The organism is Leucobacter sp. USCH14 (assembly GCF_037619215.1).
Classification (GTDB): Bacteria; Actinomycetota; Actinomycetes; order Actinomycetales; family Microbacteriaceae; genus Leucobacter.
In genome coordinates this window covers 157,756-178,117 of the sequence record NZ_JAQPZP010000004.1, presented here as the reverse complement: position 1 = coordinate 178,117, position 20,362 = coordinate 157,756, and the positions used below count along the sequence as shown (strand labels likewise).

Below are 20,362 nucleotides of genomic sequence, written 5' to 3'. Positions count from 1 at the left end.
CGAAACCGAGAATCCTCGGGTAGGATGGGACGGTCAACAAGAGGAGTGTGTACATGGCCAATCCCAACGGCATCATCGACCCGCCCATCGACGATCTGCTCGAGAAGGTCGATTCGAAATACGCCTTGGTGGTCTTCGCCTCGCAGCGTGCCCGGCAGATCAACGACTACTACACGGATCTGCACGACGGCAATCTGTTCGACAACGTCGGCCCGCTGGTCGACTCGTCGGTGGACGACAAGCCGTTGTCGATCGCGCTGCACGAGATCGTCGAGGGCAAGCTCACGATGACGCGTCGCGACGACGAGGCAGCCGCGACTGAGGAACTCGAAGAAGCGTAATCTTCAGCTGCATTCCGCAGCCGTGTCGGTGGCGTCGGATACCCTGAACAGGGTCCGGCGCCACTGGCGTTTCCGGTCAAGATCCACTGTTCATCCGCCAGCACATTGAGGAGCACCGTGACGCTTCGCCAGTTCACGTCAGAGTCCGTCACCGAAGGGCACCCCGACAAGATTTGCGACCGCATCTCGGACACGATTCTCGATGCGATGCTGACGCAGGATCCGGGTGCGCGCGTCGCGGTCGAGACCCTCGTCACCACCGGTCTCGTGCACGTCGCAGGAGAGGTCTCGACGAGCGGGTACGTCGAGATCCCTCAGCTCGTGCGCGACGCCGTGCGCGAGATCGGCTACACCAGCTCGGACATGGGATTCGACGCCTCCTCGTGCGGCGTCTCAGTGTCGATCGGCCAGCAGTCGCCCGACATCGCAGGCGGCGTGGACAATTCACTCGAGGTGCGCAGCGGTTCGGATGCGGACGACGCCTTGAACCGGCAGGGTGCCGGCGACCAGGGCATCATGTTCGGCTTCGCCACCGACGAGACTCCCGAGCTGCATCCGCTGCCGAGCTGGATCGCGCATCGGCTCGCCGAGCGGCTCACGGAGGTGCGCAAGAGCGGCGAACTGCCGGAGCTCAGGCCCGATGGGAAGACGCAGGTCACCATCGGGTACGACGGGGAGCGTGCGGCGAGCGTCGAAGCGATCGTGGTGTCGACGCAGCACCATGCAGCGATGTCGCAGCCGGCGCTGAGAGATGCCGTGGAGCGACTCGTGATCCGCCCGGTGCTCGAGCGAGTCGAACTCGCGAGTGCCGACGCCGATCTCTTCATCAACCCCGCCGGGCCGTTCGTCGTCGGCGGGCCGATGGGAGACGCCGGTCTCACCGGTCGCAAGATCATCATCGACACGTACGGCGGCGCGAGTCGGCACGGCGGCGGCGCGTTCAGCGGCAAGGACCCGTCGAAGGTCGATCGTTCCGCGGCGTACGCGATGCGCTGGGTCGCCAAGCACGTGGTGCGCGCCGGCCTCGCGTCGCGCGCGGAGCTGCAGGTGGCGTACGCCATCGGCCGCGCGCATCCCGTGGGGCTCTATGTCGAGACCTTCGGCACCGAGACCGTCCCGCTCGACCGCATCGAGCGCGCCGTGCGGGAGGTCTTCGACCTGCGCCCGCTGGCGATCATCCGGGATCTCGAGCTGCTGCGCCCGGTGTACGCGCGCACGAGCGCGTACGGCCACTTCGGGCGAGAGCTCCCCGAGTTCACCTGGGAGGCCACTCCTCGCGTCGCCGAGCTGCGGGCTGCCGCGGGCCTGTAGGCGCGCAGCGTGCCCGACCCGACAGCGCCCGCCGCGGCCTTCGCGACGGCCGAGGCGGCGAACGGGCGCCCGGTCGCGCAGATACTGCTCGATTCAGCGCTCCCGCAGCTCGACCATCTGTTCGACTACGCGATACCGCCCGAACTCGCCGATGACATCCGCGTTGGGCAGCGCGTGCGGGTCCCGTTCCGCTCGAAGGAGCGGAAATCCTTCGGGTACGTGATCGGGTTCGCCGAGCGCAGCGACTTCGGCGGAGAACTCTCGCCGATCGCGGATATCGTCACGCTCGTGCCGCTGCTCTCCGCACCGGTGTGGCGACTCGCGCGGGCCATCGCGGATCGAGCGGGCGGCTCAGCAGGCGACATCCTCCGGCTCGCGATCCCCGCTCGGCAGGTGCGCGTCGAGAAGCAGCATCTCGCGGCAGCGTCCGCGCGGCGTGACTCGGCGGGGACTCCTTCGGAGCAAGCGGAGAGCGAGGCCGATCTCGGAACGGCCGAGCAGGGGATCGCCGAACAGCTCGTCGCGGGCGCACGGCTCGCGCTCACGGCGTCGCACGGCCCCGACCGCCTGCACACCGGGGAGTGGGTCGGCGGTTGGGCCGCTCAGCTCGCCCGCATCGCGCTCGCGGTGCATGCGGAGGGGCGCAGCGCGATCCTCATCGCCCCGGACTACCGCGACCTCGATCAACTGCGCGACGCACTGGTCGCCTTCGGGCACGAGGACATTGTGCGCGTCGATTCCCGGCAGTCGAACGCTGAGCGGTACGCTGGGTTCCTGCGGGCCCGCGACCCCGAACCGCGGGTCATCCTCGGCAACCGATCGGCCGTCTACGCCCCGGCGCACGCGCTCGGAGCGATCATCGTGTGGGACGACGGCGACCCCGTGCTCGCAGAGCCGCTCTCGCCGTACGTGCATGCCCGGGACGCCGCCCTCGTGCGCGCCGAGCAGGAGGCCGCCGGTCTCTTCTTCGCGGCTCATGCGCGCAGCGCGGAGGTGCAGCGGCTCGTCGATCTCGGATACGTGCGAGCGCAGCGCAACCCTCCCAAGCGCGCCCGGATCGTGCACGCCGATGCGTCGCTCGCTCCCGACGCGTTCGCGGGCCGCGTCCCCGAGTTCGCGGCGCGGACGATTCGCGAAGGGCTGCGAACGGGGCCCGTGCTCGTGCAGGTCGCCACGCCGGGATACGCTCCGGTCGCGGTCTGCGAGGACTGCGGGGATCTCGCGAGATGCGGAGTCTGCAACGGCCCGATCGGCTTCCGCGTGATCGGTCGCGCGTCCTGCCGGTGGTGCGGCGAGTACGCGACCGACTGGCACTGCCGCACCTGCGACGGCAGGCGCCTCGTGGAACGCGGAATGGGCTCGGGGCGCACCGTCGAGCAATTCGAACGCCAATTCGAGGGTGCCAGGGTGCTGCTCAGCGACGGCGAGCACCCCCGCGAGCGCGTGGACGCGCGCCCGGCGATCGTGGTCGCCACACGTGGCGCGGAGCCGCTCGCTGCAGGAGGATATCGCGCGGTGGTGCTGCTCGACGCGGAGCGCCTGCTCAGCATCGAGACGCTGCGCGCCGGCGAGGACTGCCTGCGATGGTGGGAGAACGCCGCCGCGCTGACGGCTCCCGACGGCATCTGCCTGATGGCCTCGGGCGGCGGGCCGGTGGTGCGGGCGTTCGTCACGGGTCGCGTCGAGGAGTGGCTGCACGGCGAGCTGCGGGATCGCCACGCCCTGAGGTACCCGCCCGCTGTGCGCGTGGCGAGCGTGAGCGGAGGGCCGGACGAGGTCGAGCGGGCGCTGCAGCAACTCGAGTCGCTGCCCGGCGTCGATCATCTCGGGCCGACCCCGCTGCCCGCGGGCGGCGCGGCGAAAACGCCGCCCGGTCTCGTGCGCGCCATCGTCCGCTTCGATTACGGGCATGGCGCCGAGGTCGCGAGCCGGCTGCGAGGCGCCCTCGTCGCCGACGCCGCAGGATCGGCATCGCGCGGGAGAGGCCGCGCCCCCGGCCGCGCGAGACCGGAGGCGTTGAAGCTGCGCTTCGATGACCGGGGCGTCTTCGACGGGTGACGCGTGGAAGAATGGCGGGATGCGGATCGTTTTTGCCGGAACCCCCGAGTTCGCCGTGCCCAGCCTCGAAGCGCTCCGCGCTGCCGGGCACGAGATCGTCGGCGTGATCACTCGCGCGGACGCGCCCCTCGGGCGCAAGCGGATGCTCACGCCGTCGCCCGTCGCGGTCGCCGCCCAGGCGCACGGCATTCCAGTGCTCAAGACGAATCGGCTGGGCGACGACGCCACGGAGTGGGTGCGCGGGCTGCACCCCGACCTCGGTGTGATCGTCGCCTACGGCGGCCTGGTGCGCGAGCCGCTCCTCGGCCTGCCCGAGCACGGATGGATCAATCTGCACTTCTCCGAACTGCCGAAGTGGCGGGGCGCGGCGCCGGTGCAGCGCGCGCTGGAGGCCGGCGAGCAGCGTCTCGGTGTCACGGTCTTCCGTCTGGTCGAGGCGCTCGACGCCGGCGACGTTCTGACGCGAGACGCGCAGGAGTTTCCGGAGGGAACCCCCGCCGGCGAAGCGCTCACTCGGCTCGCGACGCACGGAACGGACGCTCTCGTCGAGGCCGTGGCGGTGCTCGCGGCGGACCCGGGAGCGGGGGCGCCGCAACTCGGAGAGCCGAGCTACGCGCAGAAGCTCGCACGTGAGGACGGCCGTCTCGACCTCGGGTCGGGCGTGCGCTCGGTGCTCGCGCAGTGGGCCGGCATGACGCCTGAGCCCGGGGCGTACGCGCTCCACGACGGGTCGCCGCTGAAGGTGCGGGAGATGCGCCCAGGAGATGCGGCCGACGAGCTGAGCGATGGCGCGGAGGTCGGCACGGTCGCGCTTCGGAACGGGCGTGCGATGCTCGAGCTCGGCGATGGCGCCCTCGAACTCGCGCGCGTGCAACCCGCGGGCAAGCCGGCGATGGATGGCGCGGCGTGGCTTCGGGGTCGCGGCGGACGGGCGGAGCTCGCGTGAGCGGCGAGCGGCGCGGTGCTCGCCGGACGCAGGCCGGTGCTCAGCGGCAGCACGGCGGCGCCGGGCGCAGGAACTCGGAGCGATCCTCCGCCCGGATCTCACCGGCTCGGCTCGTGGCCTACGACGTGCTGCGAGACGTCGAGGATCGCGATGCCTACGCCAACCTGGCCTTGCCGGGCCGGATTCGCGAGGCCTCGCTCGACGCCCGAGATGCGGGGCTCGCGACCGAACTGGCCGCGGGCGCGCTGCGGTGGCAGGGGCGCTACGACCGGATCATCGAGATCGCTGCGAATCGCGAGATCGAGCGCATCGATCCGCGTACGCGGAACGTGCTGCGCCTGGGGGCTCACCAGCTGCTCGGCATGCGCACGGCGGCGCACGCCGCGGTGAACGAGAGCGTCGAGCTGCAGCGGCGCGTCGGCAATCGAGCCGCGGCCGGCTTCGTGAACGGGGTGCTGCGCAGCATCGGGCGCGCCTCGAACGAGGAGTGGGATTCCCGGATCGCGGAGACCTCGAGCAGCGCGACCGATGCCCGCGCGGCTCTCACGTCGCACCCGGCCTGGGTGATTCGCGCGGTGCAGGACGCGCTCGAAGCAGAGGGGCGCGAGTCGGAGCTCGATGCGCTGCTCGCCGCCGACAACGCCTCTCCCCGGGTCAGCCTGGCGATCCTCCCCGGAGCCGGCGTCACCCCCGCCGAAGCCGCGGCCGCCGCTGCGGAGTCGGGTGCGACCGCGAGCGGCCCGTCACCGCTGGGCCTGGAGATCGGGGAGGGCGACCCCGCACGCGCGATCGACGCCAGCGGAGCGCGGCGCGGCTACGCGCGCGTGCAGGATCAGGGCTCGCAGCTCGCCGCGCTCGCCCTCACCCGGGCGCGCCCCGTGCGCCGGGGGGAGCGGTGGCTCGACCTCTGCGCCGGGCCCGGAGGGAAGACCGCCGTGCTGGGCGCCGAGGCGCTCGCTGCGGGAGCGAGCGTGCGCGCGAACGAGGTCGCGGAGCATCGTGCGGAGCTCGTGCGGAGATCGGTGCTCGGCGTCGCCGACGCCGTCGAGGTGGTCTCCTTCGACGGTCGGAGCGAAGACGCCTACGGCGGTGAGATGTTCGACCGCATCCTCGTCGACGCTCCGTGCTCGGGTCTCGGGGCTCTGCGCCGCCGCCCGGAGGCCCGGTGGCGCAAGCACCCGTCCGACCTTCCGGACCTCACACGCCTGCAGGGGGAGCTGCTGCAGCAGGCGTTCGCGCATCTCGTCCCCGGGGGTGTGCTCGCCTACGTGACGTGCTCGCCGCACCTCGCGGAAACGCGCGTCACGGTCGATCGCCTGCTGCGAAGCAGACCCGACCTGGTCGAGATCGATGCACGGGCGGTCATCGGCGAGGTCGCGAGGAGCGGGGTCGACCTGGGCGGCGTCGCGAAGAGCGTGCAGCTCTGGCCGCACCGCCACGGCACGGACGCCATGTTCATCTCGCTGATCGAACGACGCGATCGAAGCTGAGTCTGGTGCATGTCGGAGGCCGGGCTTACCCTGTCTCCATGAACGCACACTCCGAGTCGGAGTCGGCGCTGCCCCCGACCGCACCGACGCCCCCCGAGGGCGGGATGCGCACGTTTCTGCACGTGCTGGTGAACACCGCCGTCGCGAATCTCACGACGAATTTCCTCTGGTTCGCCGTGGTGTTCTGGGTGTACCTCGAAACGCGCAGCATTCTCGCGACCGGAGTACTCGGCGGGGTCTACATGATCCTGGTCGCACTCTGCTCGATGTGGTTCGGGTCGCTCGTCGACCGCATGCGCAAGCAGCGCGTCATGCTCGTCTCCGCAGTCTTCTCGCTCGTCGCATTCGTGGCGGGGTGCGCGATCTTCTTCGGGGTGCCGCAGGCCGAACTCCTGCGGCTCGACCGCCCGTGGTTCTGGCTCTTCACGCTCATCGTGCTCGCCGGGTGCGTGGTCGAGCTGCTTCGGAACCTCGCGCTCTCCACCACCGTGACGCTGCTCGTCCCCACCGAGCGGCACGCGAACGCGAACGGTCTCGTCGGCACCGTGCAGGGGCTCGCCTTCATCGCCACCAGCGTGTTCAGCGGGTTGTCGGTCGGGCTCCTCGGCATGGGCGGCACGATCATCATCGCGACCGTACTCGTGGGCGCCCCGATCATCCATCTGCTCGCCCTGCGGATCCCCGAACCCGAGATCGTGCACGACCCCACGCGCAGCGCCGTCGACTTCCGGGGCGGCATGGCGGCGATGCTCGCCGTTCCGGGGCTCATCGCGCTCGTCTTCTTCTCGACCCTGAACAACCTCTCCGGCGGCGTCTTCATGGCGCTCCTCGACCCGTACGGGCTCGAACTGTTCCCCGTGGAGGTGTGGGGCATCGTGTTCGGCGTGGCATCGACCGGCTTCATCGTCGGCGGCGCGGTCGTCGCGAAGTGGGGGCTGGGGAAGAACCCGATTCGCACGATGCTCGTGCTCGCAGGGCTGCTCGGCGTGCTCGGCATGGTGTTCACGCTGCGCGATTGGCCCTGGCTGTTCATCGCAGGGATCTGGCTGTTCATGGCGATGATGCCCGCGGTCGAGGCCGCCGAGCAGACCGTCATTCAGAAAGTCGTGCCGTACGAGAAGCAGGGCCGGGTGTTCGGGCTCGCGATGACCTTCGAGGCCGCAGCCGCCCCGATCACCTCGCTGCTGATCGCTCCGATCGCCGAGTTCTGGATCGTGCCCTACATGGAGGAGCCGGCGGGTGCCGCGCATTGGGGGTGGCTCCTCGGATCCGGCGAGAGTCGAGGCATCGCGCTCATCTTCGTGTGGGCGGGCGCGGCCATGGTACTGGTTGCCGCGGGCGCCTTTTGCACGCGCGCGTATCGGCTCCTCTCGCAGAGTTATGCGGCGGCGCCCGCCTCCAGCGCGCCGGCGGGCCTCGCACCCGATCCTCCGGCGGCCCCTGCGGAATCGGCGGACCGGTCGAGCCCGACGCCGTAGGCTGTCCTCCGTGACCGAGCAGCGCATCAACCCGAGCATCCTGTCCGCCGACTTCGTCAATCTGCAATCCGAACTCGAGGCGATCCGCACCGCGGACCTCGTGCACGTCGACGTCATGGACAACCACTTCGTGCCCAACCTCACGATGGGGCCGCCGATCGTCGAGCGCATCCAGGCGGTCTCGCCCGTTCCGCTCGACGTGCACCTCATGATCTCCGATGCCGATCGCTGGGCTCCCGGGTACGCGGAACTCGGCGCGTACTCGGTGACCTTCCACGCCGAGGCGGCCGAGGATCCCGTGACCCTCGCGCGCGCACTCCGGGCGCGCGGGGCACGGGCCGGCATCGCCCTGAAACCGGGCACTGACGCCGAGCCGTACCTCGACCTCCTGCCCGAATTCGATCAGGTGCTCGTGATGACCGTCGAACCCGGATTCGGCGGGCAGTCGTTCATGCCCGACATGATGCCGAAACTGCGTCGCTTCGCGGAAGCGAAGAAGCGGCACGGGCTCGATGTCTGGCTCCAGGTGGACGGCGGCATCACGGTCGATACGGTCGGGATCGCCGCGGAGGCCGGAGCCGACACGTTCGTGGCGGGCTCGGCGGTGTACGGCGGCGTGCCCGAGGTGCGCATCGCCGACCTGCGCACCGCCGCCGCCGCGCACGCGCATTGACCGCGGCGACGGCCGCGCGATCCGACGCCCGTTCGAAACCCGCTAGGCTGTTCACGTGAAATCGTTCGAGGCGCTCTTCGCCGAACTCAGCGAGAAGGCCGCCACGCGCCCCGAGGGCAGCGACACGGTCGCGCGCCTCGACGCGGGTGTGCACACGATCGGCAAGAAGATCGTGGAGGAGGCCGCGGAGGTCTGGATGGCTGCCGAGCACGAGTCCGATGAGGCATGCGCAGAGGAGATCAGCCAGCTGCTCTACCACCTCCAGGTGCTCATGCTCGCCAAGGGTCTGAAACTCGAAGACGTCTACGCGCATCTGTAGCATCGGCGCGCCGGCCTCCCCGCGCGTCGATGCTCGCCGCTGATCTCACTCACTGGCCGGCTTCCCGGCCGCACGGAAGGACTTCCCGCATCATGCTCCGCATCGCCGTTCCCAACAAGGGATCGCTCTCCGACACCGCCGCCGAGATGCTGGCCGAGGCCGGTTACTCGGGTCGCCGGGACAGCCGGAAACTCGTGCACACCGATGCACGCAATCAGGTGGAGTTCTTCTACCTGCGGCCCAAGGACATCGCGACGTACGTCGGCTCCGGGGCGCTGGACGTCGGCATCACCGGTCGCGACCTGATGCTCGACTCGGGCTCGGAATCTCGCGAGATCGCGGCACTCGACTTCGGCGACTCCACGTTCCGCTTCGCGGCGCCGGCGGCGAGCGGCTTCACCGAGCTCTCCGACCTCGCGGGCAAGCGCGTGGCCACGAGCTACCCGAAGCTCGTCGACGACTTCCTGCGTGCGCGGGGCGTCGAGGCGGAGCACGTGAAGCTCGACGGCGCCGTCGAATCCGCTGTACAGCTCGGCGTCGCCGATGCCGTCGCCGACGTGGTCTCGACCGGAGCCACCCTGCGCGCTGCCGGGCTCGAGATCTTCGGGCCGGTGATCCTCGAATCGACGGCGGTGCTCATCGGCGGGCCCAATGCGCACCCTGACATCGACCGCCTGCTGAGGCGCCTGCAGGGCGTGCTCGTCGCCCGCAAGTACGTGCTCATGGACTACGACCTCCCGGTCGAGCAGCTCGAAGAAGCGACGCGCGTCGCCGGCGGAATGGAATCGCCGACGGTATCGCCGCTGCAGGACGAGCGCTGGGTGGCGGTCCGAGTGATGGTGCGCGCCGACGATGCGAACCAGATCATGGATCGGCTCTACGACCTCGGAGCCCGGGCGATCCTCGTGACCGCGATTCACGCGGCGCGCCTCTGAGGAGCGACGAGATGTCGATCGCAACGCGCGTCATCCCCTGTCTCGACGTCTCCGGCGGGCGCGTCGTCAAGGGCGTCAACTTCCTCAACCTGCGCGACGCCGGCGACCCGGTCGAGCTCGCCGCCCGATATGCGGCTCAGGGAGCGGACGAACTCACCTTCCTCGACGTCACCGCGACGGTCGACGATCGTTCGACGACCTATGACGTGGTGCGCCGCACTGCGGAGCAGGTGTTCATCCCTTTGACCGTCGGCGGGGGAGTGCGCGGGCCCGAGGATGTCGCGCGGCTCCTCGGGGTCGGCGCCGACAAGATCGGGATCAACAGCGGCGCGATCGCCCGACCCGATGTCATCGGGGAGATCGCCGATCGCTTCGGTGCGCAGGTGCTCGTGCTCTCGCTCGACGTGAAGCGGAGCGCGCGGACGCCGTCGGGATTCGTCGTCACGACGCACGGCGGTAAGCGCGAGACCGCTCTCGACGCCCTCGAATGGTGCCGCGAGGCGGTCGAACGCGGGGCCGGCGAGCTGCTCGTGAACTCGATGGACGCGGACGGCACGCTTGCAGGCTTCGACCTCGAGCTCACCGCGCTCGTCCGGGAGATCTCGGAGGTTCCGATCATCGCCTCGGGCGGTGCCGGGCGCCTCGAGCACTTCGCCCCCGCCGTCGATGTCGGAGCCGACGCCGTACTCGCGGCGTCGGTCTTCCACGACGGCACCTTCACGATCGGGCAGGTGAAGGCAGCGCTCGCCGAGGCCGGTCATACCGTGCGCACCGCGATCTCGGGGGAGGAATGATGAGCGACGTCGACCCGGTTCCGAGCGAGCTCGTCTTCGCGCACGACGGCCTGCTGCCCGCGATCATTCAGGACGACGTCTCGGGAGACGTGCTCATGCTCGCGTGGATGGACCGGGAGGCCGTGCGCCGCACGCTCACCACGGGCCGCGTCACGTTCTGGTCGCGCTCGCGGCGAGAGTACTGGAGGAAGGGCGACACCTCGGGCCACCGCCAGTACGTGCGCGGGGTGAAGATGGACTGCGACGGAGACACGCTGCTCGTTCGTGTGGTGCAGGTCGGCGCCGCATGCCACACGGGCACGCGGACGTGCTTTACGGACCGCGAGGTGACGGCGCTCATCGGCGACCCCGACGACGACGCGTGACGGGCTGAGCCCGTCCCCGTCCGCGGTAGGCTGAACCGGTGAGCCTGACCACCACGCGCGCCGCATTCGATGCCGCGCGCGACTCCCACGCCGTCATTCCCGTCTGCCGCGAGATCTTCGCCGATGCCGACACCCCCGTCGGCATCTACCGCAAAGTCGCCGGGTCGAGGCCCGGTACGTTTCTGCTGGAGTCCGCCGAGCAGGGCGGGGTCTGGACGCGCTTCAGCTTCGTCGGCGCGGGCAGCTTCGGCGTGCTCGGCGAGCGCGACGGCAGGGCGCACTGGACTCCGGATCCGGCATTCGATGTGAGCGCATCCCGGCTGCTGCCTGGAGGGGTCGCGACGCTCGCCCCCGTCGCCGCGCTCAGCGCGATCTACGAGCGCTGGCAGTCGCCCCAGGTGGCGGGTCTTCCGCCGCTCGCGAGCGGTTTCGTCGGCTATCTGGGGTGGGAGACGGTCCGTCAGTTCGAGAAGCTCGAGAACGCGCCGTCCGTCACGTCGGGCCTGCCGACGCAGGGCCTGAGCTTCGTCTCCGAGCTCGTCGTCATCGACCATCGGGAGGGCAGCGTCGTGCTGCTCGCCAACGTGCTCAACGACGGTGCGCTCGACGATCCCGCATCGCAGGGCGCGGCAGGGACGGCGGACGCCCAGTGGGCGGATGCCCAGGCACGGCTCGACGCGCTGCAGGCCGCGCTCTCGGCTCCCGAGCGCTCACCGCTCAACACGGTGGATCGCGAGGCAGTCGCGGATCCCCGACGACTGACCAGTACCCCCGAGTACGTGGCGGCGGTCGACGCCGCGAAGCGCTACATCGTCGACGGCGACATCTTCCAGGTGGTTCCGTCCCAGCGCTTCGATCAGGAGTGCACGGCCGATCCGCTCGACGTCTACCGCGTGCTGCGCCATCTCAACCCGAGTCCCTATCTCTACCTGCTGCAGCTCGAGGACGCCTCGGGCGAGCCGTTCTCGGTGGTCGGGTCGAGCCCGGAAGCGCTGGTCACCGTGCAGGAGAGCGGGCATGTGCTCACGCACCCGATCGCGGGATCCAGGCCGCGCGGTGCGAGCATCGAGGAGGATCAGCAGCACGAGCGCGATCTCCTCGCCGATGAGAAGGAGCGCGCCGAGCACCTCATGCTCGTCGATCTCGCGCGCAACGACCTGCTGCGGGTGTGCGAGCCCGGATCCGTGGAAGTCACGGAGTTCATGCGGATCGAGCGGTTCAGCCACATCATGCACATCGTCTCCAGCGTCGAGGGGCGGAAGCGGGATGGCGCCAATCCGATCGACGTGTTCCGAGCGACGTTCCCGGCGGGCACGCTATCCGGGGCCCCGAAGCCCCGCGCCCTGCAGATCATCGACGAGCTGGAGCCGGTGCAGCGGGGCGTGTACGGCGGCGTCGTCGGATACTTCGGGCTCGGCGGCGCCGCCGACCTCGCCATCGCGATCCGCACCGCGACGATCAAGAACGGGGTGGCGATGGTGCAGGCCGGCGCGGGCGTCGTCGCCGATTCGGTCCCGGAGACCGAGGACGCCGAGTGTCGGAGCAAGGCGGCCGCGCCGCTGCGCGCCGTCGCCATCGCCAACACGCTGCACACGCTCGGGAAGGCACCTCATGCGTCCTAAACTCCTCGTCGTCTCGGCGATCGCCCTGGCGGGCGCCCTCGGCCTGCTCTCCGGATCGCAGACGTGGATCTCGTTCATGCTCGACGGCACGCACAGCGTGGAGACGGTCGCCGGCCACGAGGTGAACGCCGCGGTGTCCCCGATCTCCATCGCGGTCGTCGCCGCGGCTCTCGCGCTGACGATCGCAGGCCCCGTCTTCCGGCGCTCGCTCGGCGTGCTGGTAGCGCTGCTCGGCGCAGGACTCGCGGCGCTCACGATCAGCGTGATCGCAGCGCCGCTCGCGGCCATCACGGGCAGGATCACGGAACTCACGGGGATCTCTGGAGACTCCACGACGGCGCTCGTGGTCTGGAACAGCCTCGCCCCCTGGATCTGGCTCTGTGTCGTCGCGGGAGTGCTCGCGGTGATCCTCGGGATCGTCGTCGCGGTCTTCAGCGGTTCGTGGAGCTCGGGCGGACGCAAGTACGATGCGACCCCGAAGAGCGACGCGAATGCGGCGGCCTCGGGCGCGCCCGATCGCATCTCCGACTGGGATGCGCTCTCGGACGGCGACGACCCGAGCGAGGCGGGGGATCCCGACACGCGCTCGGCGCGATGACGTTCGCCGCGCTTCGCTATCTTCGAGAGGCCGGGCGGTGCGGGGCGGTGCCCGAAGGCCGCGGAGATTTCCGCTAGTCTTGAAGCGTCGAAATCTGTTCAGAGGAGATTCATGAGTACCCAGCACGGAGACCCCGGTCACGGCGATTCGCCGGCCGCATGGACAGCGGTCGTGGTGATGCTGATCGGCATCGCCGCCGGAACCGTCTTCTTCTTCCTTGATATGCCCGTCTTCGTTTGGGCATGCGTGGGAGTGGTGGTCATCGGCGCGCTGCTCGGGTGGATCCTCTCGAAGGCCGGCTACGGAGTGAACGGCCCGAAGTTCACCCCTCCCGCGCACGACTGACGTGCTCGAAGATCTTCTCGCCGGCTCGCTCGAGGACGCTGCCGCGCGTCGACAGGAGCGCCCCTACTCCGTCGTGGAGTCGGAGGCCCTCGCGGCTCGACCGGCGCTGGACGCTCTGGCGGCACTCGCGCCTGCGGAGCACATGAAGGTGATCGCCGAGGTCAAGCGCGCGAGCCCGTCGCGAGGCGATCTCGCGGCGATCGCGCAGCCCCAGGAACTCGCCACCCAATACGAAGCGGGCGGAGCGAGCGCGGTGAGCGTGCTCACCGAAGAGCGGAAGTTCAAGGGTTCGCTCGCCGACCTCGAAGCGGTGCGCAAGGCGATCAGCATCCCCGTGCTGCGCAAGGACTTCATCGGCGACGAGTACCAGGTGCTCGAAGCCCGCGCCGCGGGAGCGGATCTCGTGCTGCTCATCGTGGCCGCACTGCCGCAGGATCGTCTGGTCCGTCTGCACGACGTCATCCGCGGGCTCGGCATGACCCCGCTCGTCGAGGCCCACAGTTCGGACGAGGTGGCGCGCGCTGTCGATCTGGGTGCGCAGCTCATCGGCGTAAATGCGCGGAACCTGCGCACCTTCGAGCTCGATCGTGATCTGTTCGGCCGCGTCGCCGACCAGATCCCGGCCGGCGTGACCCGTGTCGCGGAGTCGGCTGTGCTGAGCGTCGCCGACGTGGAGCACTACCGGGAAGCGGGCGCCGACGCGGTGCTCGTCGGTGAGGCCCTCGTGACGAACGATCCCATCGCCACGCTGCAGACGTACGTGAACGTCTGAGCGTTTCAAGCTGAAAAGGACCCCAGTGACCGAATCGACGACCGGCGTCACCAGCCTGCGCGACCAGCACGGCCCCTTCTTCGGAGAGTTCGGCGGAAGATTCATGCCGGAGTCGCTGATCGCGGCGATCGACGAACTCACCGAGGCGTACGCGGAGGCGCAGGCGGACCCGGCGTTCAGAGCGGAGCTCGCGGAGCTGCTGCTCACATACGCCGGGCGGCCGTCACCGATCACCGAGGTGCCGCGATTCGCCGAGCACGCGGGCGGTGCCCGGGTCTTCCTCAAGCGCGAAGACCTGAACCACACCGGCTCGCACAAGATCAACAATGTGCTCGGCCAGGCCCTGCTCACGAAGCGATTGGGCAAGACGCGCGTCATCGCAGAGACGGGTGCGGGCCAGCACGGCGTGGCGACGGCGACCGCTGCGGCGCTCTTCGGACTCGAGTGCACGGTGTACATGGGCGAGGTCGACACCGAGCGGCAGGCGCTGAACGTCGCCCGTATGCGCCTGCTCGGCGCCGATGTGGTTCCGGTGCGCACGGGGTCGCGCACGTTGAAGGACGCCATCAACGAGGCGTATCGCGATTGGGTCGCGAGCGTCGACCGAACCAATTACATCTTCGGCACGGCTGCCGGTCCGCACCCGTTCCCCGCGATGGTGCGGGACTTCCAGAAGGTCATCTCGGAAGAGGCGCGTGCACAACTGCTCGACCGCATCGGGCGGCTTCCCGACGCGGTCGTCGCCTGCGTCGGGGGCGGTTCGAATGCGATCGGCATGTTCGACGCCTTCCTCGACGACGCCGACGTGCGCCTCTACGGCGTGGAGGCCGCTGGCGACGGAGTCGACACCGAGCAGCACGCGGCGTCGATCGAACGCGGGCGCCCCGGTGTGCTGCACGGCGCGAGGACCTATGTTCTGCAGGACGACGACGGCCAGACCATCGAATCCCATTCGATCTCCGCGGGACTCGATTATCCGGGAGTCGGGCCGGAGCACGCCTGGCTCTCCGACATCGGGCGGGCGACCTACATTCCGGCCACCGACGACGAGGCGATGCAGGCGCTGCGACTGCTGAGCCGCACCGAGGGCATCATCCCCGCCATCGAGTCGGCTCATGCGCTCGCAGGAGCCCAGCGGATCGGACGGGAGCTCGGCCCGGAGGGCGTCGTTCTCGTCAGCCTCTCGGGACGCGGCGACAAGGATATGGCGACGGCGGGCCGCTACTTCGGCCTGCTTCCAGAGGACGGGTCGGAGGTCGACGGATGACCGAGCAGGTGTCGAGCGTCGCGGAGGTGATCCGCACCGTGAACCGCGAGCGCCGGGGTGCACTCGTCGGCTATCTCCCGGTGGGCTTTCCCGACCTGGACACCAGCGTCGAAGCGGCCATCGCCATGGCTCGCAGCGGGGCGGACGTGCTGGAGTTCGGAGTGCCGTACTCCGACCCCGTGATGGACGGCGCCGTCATTCAGGAGGCCACGCAGACGGCGCTCGCCCGCGGCTTCCGCCTCGCGGACGTGTTCGAGGCGGTGCGCCGCGTGCGCGACGCGGTCGATGTGCCGGTGCTGGTGATGACCTACTGGAATCCGGTGATGCAGTACGGCGTCGATGCCTTCGCGCGGCACCTCAAGGCGGCCGGCGGTGCCGGGTTGATCACTCCCGACATCACGCCCGATGCCGCAGACGACTGGATCGCCGCCAGCGACGCTCACGGCCTCGACCGCGTGTTCCTCGCGGCGCCGAGCTCGACCGACGAGCGGCTCGCGCTCGTGAGCCGGACGAGCACCGGCTTCGTGTACACGGTGTCGACGATGGGCATCACGGGTGAACGCGCCGAACTGGACGCAGCCGCCCGCGGTCTCACCGCCCGTCTCCGCGAGCAGGGCGCGGAGCTGGCCTGCGTCGGCATCGGCATCTCGACCGCCGAGCAGGTGGCGGCTGCGCTCGAGTACGCCGACGGCGCCATCGTCGGCACGGCATTCGTGCGCGCGCTGCGAGACGGCGGCGTGCAGCGGCTCGCAGAGACCGTGGCGAGCATCGCACGGGGCACCGCGCGCTAAGATTGTCCCGTCCGCCGCGCGGAGCACCAGCGCGGTATCCACCCGAGTCCCGCGGCGCCAAGCCGCAGGCGAAAGAGGAGTGAATGATTCTCCCGTTGAGCATCCCGAGTCCCGAGCTGCAGTACCTGCAGCTCGGCCCGTTCCGGATCTACTTCTACGCGCTCTGCATCATCGTCGGCATCATCATCGCCGGCATCTGGACGGCGCGACGTCTGGGTCAGCGCGGTGGGGAGCGGGGCGCGGTCTTCGACTTCCTCGTGTGGTCGCTGGTGCTCGGCATTCTCGGCGCGCGTCTGTATCACGTCGTCACCCACTGGGGCGACTACTTCGGGCCCGGGAAGAACCCGCTCGAGATCTTCGCCTTCTGGAATGGCGGAATCGCGATCTTCGGCGCGCTCATCGGCGGCGCGGTCGGTGTACTCATCGCCTCCCGGATCACCGGCATCCGCTTCTGGTCGTTCGCCGACGCACTCGTGCCCGGCCTTCTGCTCGCACAGGCCGTCGGCAGGCTCGGCAACTGGTTCAACCATGAACTCTTCGGCGGGCCCACCACCCTGCCGTGGGGGCTCGAGATCGAGTCGACCAATGCTGCGTTCCCCATAGGTCTTCCCGAGGGCACGCTCTTCCACCCGACGTTCCTGTACGAGGCGCTGTGGAACATTCTCGGCATCGTCGTGCTGCTCGCCATCGAGCGCAAGTGGCGCCCTCGCTGGGGAACCTTCTTCGCCCTGTACCTCATCTGGTACGGCATCGGTCGGACGTTCACGGAATCGCTGCGCGTCGATCCGAGCTTGCTCTTCTTCGGCGTGCGCACCAATGTGCTCGCCGCGGTGCTCGCGGTGGTCGTGGGGATCGTGCTGTTCTTCGTGTTCCGCCGTCGTCATGCGGGTCTCGAGAACAGCGTGTACCTCCCCGGACGTCGCCACCCGGGCGATTCCGTGCTCATCGACACCGCCGATGCGAACGAGTACTACCACGTGATCGATCGAGGCGACGCGCATGCGTCGTCCTCTGAGGACGACGGCGAGCCGCTCGACGCGAATCCGGAGACCGCGAGTACCGCCGAGCCCAGCAAGACCCACTAACCGAAGGAGCACGCTGCATGCGCCACGCCAAGATCGTCGCCACATGGGGACCCGCTGTTTCCAGCTATGACCACACGCTCGCGCTGATCCAGGCCGGAGTGAATGTTGCTCGGCTCAACATGTCCCATGGCACGTACAACGTGCATGAGGGCATCTATCGCAATATTCGTCGTGCAGAGGCGGAGGTCGGCCGGCCGATCGCGGTGCTCGCGGATCTGCAGGGACCGAAGATCAGGCTCGGCGTGTTCGAGAACGGTCCGTACGCCCTCGCGGTGGGAGACGAGTTCGCCATCACGACTCGCGACGTCGTCGGCGATCGCACGATCGGCGGTACCACGCACAAAGGTCTTCCCGGGGATGTCAGCCCCGGCGATCCGCTGCTCATCGACGACGGAAAGGTCACGCTGCGCGCCGTCCGTGTGACGGAGGATACCGTGCACACCGTCGTCGAGGTGCCCGGTTCGATCTCCAACAACAAGGGCATCAATCTCCCCGGTGTCGCTGTGAACGTGCCGGCGCTCTCCGAGAAGGACGAAGAGGATCTGCGATGGGCGCTCGCGCTCGGTGTCGACTACATCGCGCTCTCGTTCGTGCGTGATGCCGCCGACATCGATCGTGTGCACGAGATCATGGATGAGGCCGGCGTGCGACTTCCCGTGATCGCCAAGATCGAGAAGCCGCAGGCGGCCGAACGTCTCGAGGAGATCGTCGCGGCGTTCGACGGCATCATGGTCGCCCGGGGCGACCTCGGCGTCGAGCTGCCGCTCGAGCAGGTGCCGCTGGTGCAGACGGAGGCGGTCTCGATCGCGCGCCGCAACGCCAAGCCGGTCATCGTCGCCACCCAGGTGCTCGAATCCATGATCGAGAACCCGCGCCCCACCCGCGCCGAGGCGTCCGACTGCGCGAATGCCGTGCTCGACGGCGCCGATGCCGTGATGCTCTCCGGTGAGACCAGCGTGGGAGCGTATCCCATCGAGGCCGTTGCGACGATGGCGAAGATCATCGAGGCGACCGAGGATCACGCACTCGACCGCATCGAACCGCTCGGGGCCGCGCCTCGCACGCAGGGCGGTGTGCTGACGCTCGCGGCATCGGACGTCGCCGACTTCGTCGGAGCGCGGTACATCTGCGTCTTCACGGAGTCGGGCGACACCGTCCGCCGGATGTCGCGTCTGCGTCGTCCGATGCCGATCATCGGCTTCACCCCTGATCCGGAGACCCGTCGACGGATGGAGCTCACCTGGGGCGCGCGCAGCTACGAGGTGCCGCGCGTCGACAGCACGGACGAGATGTTCGTGCAGGTCGACAAGGTGCTGCTCGAGCACTCGCGCGTCGAGGTGGGCGAGAAGGTGGTCATCATCGCCGGATCGCCTCCCGGCGTCGTGGGCACGACGAATACGCTGCGAATCCATCGCATCGGCGAAGCCACGGGGCTGCTGCCCGAGGCGGGCCCGCGCAAGTTCACGCAGGGCGCGGAGGCTCCTCAGGCATAACGCGGCGGGCGTCGCCGAGCACGCGGGACGCGTCCGCGGAGCGTCGCGAGGTGCGGCTCCCCGTGCGATAGACTTGCGGAGTTCGCCGAATTGGTGGAATTGGCAGACACGGCGCACTCAAAATGCGTTGCCGAAAGGCGTGCGGGTTCAAGTCCCGCATTCGGCACGAACGCGAAGCCCCCGGCTCATTGCACCTCGCTCTGAGCCGGGGGCTTCTTCGCGCCGCAGAATAGGGCCGCGCGCGCTCCTCGGCTAGCCCCTGGCGACGCCGACGTCGGCCGCGGAGACTGGTACTCCATTCATCAGAGGAGGACACCATGTCGATGAACAACACGAGCGCGAACCCCGAAGGCGAAGAAGGCCGGGCACCGATCTCGCAGTCGGCCGGCGAGGACGACCTGCTCGTGCAGCACGGCCATCCCGAAGCGCCCGAGTTCGGCGAGGACGACACCGAAGAGCCGGTCGCGAATCTCGAATAGCGTCGAGAACGCACAGCGGGAATGACGTAAGCTGGAACAGTGAATGACCAGAGCACTGCACCGAGCGCTCCGCGACGCGTCGTCGTCGCGGAGGATGAATCCCTGATCCGTCTCGATATCGTCGAGACCCTGCGCGACAACGGCTTCGAAGTGGTCGGCGAGGCGGGGGACGGCGAGACCGCGGTGAAGCTCGTCGAGGAACTGCGTCCCGACCTCGTGGTCATGGACGTGAAGATGCCGCAGTTGGACGGCATCTCGGCGGCGGAGCGCATCAACAAGACGCATCTCGCCCCCGTCGTCCTGCTCACTGCGTTCAGCCAGCGCGAGCTGGTCGAGCGCGCGAGCGAGGCGGGAGCTCTCGCATACGTCGTGAAGCCCTTCACGCCTGCCGATCTGATTCCGGCGATCGAGATCGCGCTCTCGCGCTTCCAGCAGATCGTCGCGCTCGAGAGCGAGGTCGCGGACCTGGCGGAGCGGTTCGAGACGCGGAAGCTCGTGGACCGCGCGAAGGGCATCCTGAACGACAAGATGGGCCTCAGCGAGCCCGAGGCGTTCCGCTGGATCCAGAAGGCGTCGATGGACCGCCGATTGACGATGCAGGACGTCGCCAAGACCATCATCGACCAGCTGGGGCCGAAGAAGGACTAGTCTCCGCTCCAGACACGAACGCCCCGGATCCGCTGACGCGGCCCGGGGCGTTCGTCATTGCCCCGACGTTGCGTCCGGTGCGATGCGCTTGTAGAAGTTGGTGATCCTGATCGTCGAGCACCGGCGCCCCCGTGCGTCGGTCACGACGATCTCGTGCACGGCGACGCTGCCGCCCAGTTTGATCGGCGTGCAGAGCCCCGTGACCATGCCCTCGGTGGCGGAGCCCGTGTGCGTGGCGTTGATGTCGAGTCCGACGGCGACGCATCCTGGCGGCGCGTGGAAGTTCGCGTGCATGGATCCCAGAGTCTCGCCGAGCACCACATACGCTCCGCCGTGCAGCAGCATGACGGGCTGCGTGTTGCCCGCGACCGGCATCGTCGCCACAGCGCGCTCGGCCGTGAACTCCGTCATCTCGATGCCCATCCGGTCGGCGAGCGCCCCGAGACCCCGGCGACGGATGTACTCGAGCCCCTCTTCGGGATTCGGAGTCGGTGCGGCTGAAGCAACGCTCATCGGTGCCCTTCCTCGTGTCGGTGACACGCGCGGATCAAG

The 20,362-nt window shown here is 69.2% G+C and carries 22 protein-coding genes and 1 tRNA gene; 22 read left to right on the top strand and 1 reads right to left on the bottom strand.

From position 1 onward, the window contains the following. Positions 1 to 53 precede the first annotated feature (53 nt). The 22 genes from rpoZ to PQI23_RS06235 all read left to right on the top strand — a co-directional run bounded on the left by rpoZ (position 54) and on the right by PQI23_RS06235 (position 19,810). Complete coding sequence (gene rpoZ, locus PQI23_RS06340) at positions 54 to 341, top strand: DNA-directed RNA polymerase subunit omega (protein ID WP_339972639.1); 288 nt, start codon at positions 54 to 56, stop codon at positions 339 to 341. A 117-nt stretch (positions 342 to 458) separates the two neighbouring features. Next, complete coding sequence (gene metK / locus PQI23_RS06335) at positions 459 to 1,652, top strand: methionine adenosyltransferase (protein WP_339972638.1); 1,194 nt, start codon at positions 459 to 461, stop codon at positions 1,650 to 1,652. A gap of 9 nt (positions 1,653 to 1,661) precedes the next feature. Continuing rightward, on the top strand, positions 1,662 to 3,710 hold the full coding sequence (locus PQI23_RS06330; RefSeq protein WP_339972636.1) for a hypothetical protein: 2,049 nt from the start codon (positions 1,662 to 1,664) through the stop codon (positions 3,708 to 3,710). Between the two features lie 19 nt (positions 3,711 to 3,729). Then, the gene (locus PQI23_RS06325; RefSeq protein WP_339972634.1) at positions 3,730 to 4,656 is read left to right on the top strand and encodes a methionyl-tRNA formyltransferase; all 927 of its coding nucleotides are present in this window, start codon (positions 3,730 to 3,732) and stop codon (positions 4,654 to 4,656) included. Continuing rightward, on the top strand, positions 4,653 to 6,146 hold the full coding sequence (locus tag PQI23_RS06320) for an RsmB/NOP family class I SAM-dependent RNA methyltransferase (protein WP_339972632.1): 1,494 nt from the start codon (positions 4,653 to 4,655) through the stop codon (positions 6,144 to 6,146). The genes PQI23_RS06325 and PQI23_RS06320 overlap by 4 nt, the downstream gene beginning before the upstream one ends. A gap of 104 nt (positions 6,147 to 6,250) precedes the next feature. Further along, positions 6,251 to 7,624: an MFS transporter gene (locus PQI23_RS06315; RefSeq protein ID WP_339972763.1), complete on the top strand. Its 1,374-nt coding sequence runs from the start codon at positions 6,251 to 6,253 to the stop codon at positions 7,622 to 7,624. Positions 7,625 to 7,634: 10 nt separating this feature from the next. Further along, on the top strand, positions 7,635 to 8,297 hold the full coding sequence (gene rpe / locus PQI23_RS06310) for a ribulose-phosphate 3-epimerase (protein WP_339972631.1): 663 nt from the start codon (positions 7,635 to 7,637) through the stop codon (positions 8,295 to 8,297). Between the two features lie 55 nt (positions 8,298 to 8,352). Beyond that, positions 8,353 to 8,616, top strand: coding sequence for a phosphoribosyl-ATP diphosphatase (locus tag PQI23_RS06305; protein WP_339972629.1), 264 nt, complete (start codon positions 8,353 to 8,355; stop codon positions 8,614 to 8,616). Between the two features lie 92 nt (positions 8,617 to 8,708). Next, positions 8,709 to 9,551: an ATP phosphoribosyltransferase gene (gene hisG / locus PQI23_RS06300; RefSeq protein ID WP_339972627.1), complete on the top strand. Its 843-nt coding sequence runs from the start codon at positions 8,709 to 8,711 to the stop codon at positions 9,549 to 9,551. A gap of 11 nt (positions 9,552 to 9,562) precedes the next feature. Further along, on the top strand, positions 9,563 to 10,345 hold the full coding sequence (gene hisF, locus PQI23_RS06295) for an imidazole glycerol phosphate synthase subunit HisF (RefSeq protein WP_339972625.1): 783 nt from the start codon (positions 9,563 to 9,565) through the stop codon (positions 10,343 to 10,345). Beyond that, positions 10,342 to 10,710, top strand: a complete 369-nt coding sequence (gene hisI, locus PQI23_RS06290; RefSeq protein ID WP_445238409.1) for a phosphoribosyl-AMP cyclohydrolase — start codon at positions 10,342 to 10,344, stop codon at positions 10,708 to 10,710. The genes hisF and hisI overlap by 4 nt, the downstream gene beginning before the upstream one ends. 38 nt (positions 10,711 to 10,748) lie before the next feature. Further along, on the top strand, positions 10,749 to 12,332 hold the full coding sequence (locus PQI23_RS06285; protein WP_339972621.1) for an anthranilate synthase component I: 1,584 nt from the start codon (positions 10,749 to 10,751) through the stop codon (positions 12,330 to 12,332). Continuing rightward, entirely contained in the window at positions 12,322 to 12,930 is a 609-nt protein-coding gene (locus PQI23_RS06280; RefSeq protein WP_339972619.1) for a Trp biosynthesis-associated membrane protein, read from the top strand. The genes PQI23_RS06285 and PQI23_RS06280 overlap by 11 nt, the downstream gene beginning before the upstream one ends. 111 nt (positions 12,931 to 13,041) lie before the next feature. Next, a complete protein-coding gene (locus PQI23_RS06275; RefSeq protein WP_339972617.1) occupies positions 13,042 to 13,275 on the top strand; it encodes a DUF6704 family protein in 234 nt (77 codons plus the stop codon). 1 nt (position 13,276) lies between these two features. Next, the gene (trpC, locus tag PQI23_RS06270) at positions 13,277 to 14,047 is read left to right on the top strand and encodes an indole-3-glycerol phosphate synthase TrpC (protein WP_339972615.1); all 771 of its coding nucleotides are present in this window, start codon (positions 13,277 to 13,279) and stop codon (positions 14,045 to 14,047) included. A 25-nt stretch (positions 14,048 to 14,072) separates the two neighbouring features. Next, complete coding sequence (gene trpB / locus PQI23_RS06265) at positions 14,073 to 15,314, top strand: tryptophan synthase subunit beta (protein WP_339972613.1); 1,242 nt, start codon at positions 14,073 to 14,075, stop codon at positions 15,312 to 15,314. Next, positions 15,311 to 16,105, top strand: coding sequence for a tryptophan synthase subunit alpha (trpA, locus tag PQI23_RS06260; protein WP_339972611.1), 795 nt, complete (start codon positions 15,311 to 15,313; stop codon positions 16,103 to 16,105). Before trpB ends, trpA begins: the two co-directional genes overlap by 4 nt. A gap of 83 nt (positions 16,106 to 16,188) precedes the next feature. Then, the gene (lgt, locus tag PQI23_RS06255; protein ID WP_339972609.1) at positions 16,189 to 17,190 is read left to right on the top strand and encodes a prolipoprotein diacylglyceryl transferase; all 1,002 of its coding nucleotides are present in this window, start codon (positions 16,189 to 16,191) and stop codon (positions 17,188 to 17,190) included. Between the two features lie 17 nt (positions 17,191 to 17,207). After that, a complete protein-coding gene (gene pyk, locus PQI23_RS06250; protein WP_339972607.1) occupies positions 17,208 to 18,683 on the top strand; it encodes a pyruvate kinase in 1,476 nt (491 codons plus the stop codon). Positions 18,684 to 18,767: 84 nt separating this feature from the next. Next, a tRNA-Leu gene (locus PQI23_RS06245) sits at positions 18,768 to 18,849 on the top strand. A gap of 151 nt (positions 18,850 to 19,000) precedes the next feature. Then, positions 19,001 to 19,162 (top strand): hypothetical protein, encoded by a 162-nt coding sequence (locus tag PQI23_RS06240; RefSeq protein WP_339972605.1) that lies wholly within the window; start codon positions 19,001 to 19,003, stop codon positions 19,160 to 19,162. 39 nt (positions 19,163 to 19,201) lie between these two features. Then, on the top strand, positions 19,202 to 19,810 hold the full coding sequence (locus PQI23_RS06235; protein ID WP_029608346.1) for an ANTAR domain-containing response regulator: 609 nt from the start codon (positions 19,202 to 19,204) through the stop codon (positions 19,808 to 19,810). 54 nt (positions 19,811 to 19,864) lie between these two features. Here PQI23_RS06235 and PQI23_RS06230 read toward each other — a convergent pair whose 3' ends face one another. Then, positions 19,865 to 20,323 (bottom strand): hotdog fold thioesterase, encoded by a 459-nt coding sequence (locus PQI23_RS06230; protein WP_339972602.1) that lies wholly within the window; start codon positions 20,321 to 20,323, stop codon positions 19,865 to 19,867. Between the last annotated feature and the right edge of the window lie 39 nt (positions 20,324 to 20,362).

What these genes read in the sequence shown, in the direction of transcription:
- rpoZ (WP_339972639.1), top strand. Translation starts at nt 54, where the DNA reads ATGGCCAATCCCAACGGCATCATCGACCCGCCCATCGACGATCTGCTC.
- PQI23_RS06325 (WP_339972634.1), top strand. Translation starts at nt 3,730, where the DNA reads ATGCGGATCGTTTTTGCCGGAACCCCCGAGTTCGCCGTGCCCAGCCTC.
- PQI23_RS06315 (WP_339972763.1), top strand. Translation starts at nt 6,251, where the DNA reads ATGCGCACGTTTCTGCACGTGCTGGTGAACACCGCCGTCGCGAATCTC.
- hisG (WP_339972627.1), top strand. Translation starts at nt 8,709, where the DNA reads ATGCTCCGCATCGCCGTTCCCAACAAGGGATCGCTCTCCGACACCGCC.
- hisF (WP_339972625.1), top strand. Translation starts at nt 9,563, where the DNA reads ATGTCGATCGCAACGCGCGTCATCCCCTGTCTCGACGTCTCCGGCGGG.
- hisI (WP_445238409.1), top strand. Translation starts at nt 10,342, where the DNA reads ATGATGAGCGACGTCGACCCGGTTCCGAGCGAGCTCGTCTTCGCGCAC.
- PQI23_RS06280 (WP_339972619.1), top strand. Translation starts at nt 12,322, where the DNA reads ATGCGTCCTAAACTCCTCGTCGTCTCGGCGATCGCCCTGGCGGGCGCC.
- PQI23_RS06275 (WP_339972617.1), top strand. Translation starts at nt 13,042, where the DNA reads ATGAGTACCCAGCACGGAGACCCCGGTCACGGCGATTCGCCGGCCGCA.
- trpA (WP_339972611.1), top strand. Translation starts at nt 15,311, where the DNA reads ATGACCGAGCAGGTGTCGAGCGTCGCGGAGGTGATCCGCACCGTGAAC.
- lgt (WP_339972609.1), top strand. Translation starts at nt 16,189, where the DNA reads ATGATTCTCCCGTTGAGCATCCCGAGTCCCGAGCTGCAGTACCTGCAG.
- pyk (WP_339972607.1), top strand. Translation starts at nt 17,208, where the DNA reads ATGCGCCACGCCAAGATCGTCGCCACATGGGGACCCGCTGTTTCCAGC.
- PQI23_RS06240 (WP_339972605.1), top strand. Translation starts at nt 19,001, where the DNA reads ATGTCGATGAACAACACGAGCGCGAACCCCGAAGGCGAAGAAGGCCGG.
- PQI23_RS06230 (WP_339972602.1), bottom strand. Translation starts at nt 20,323, where the DNA reads ATGAGCGTTGCTTCAGCCGCACCGACTCCGAATCCCGAAGAGGGGCTC.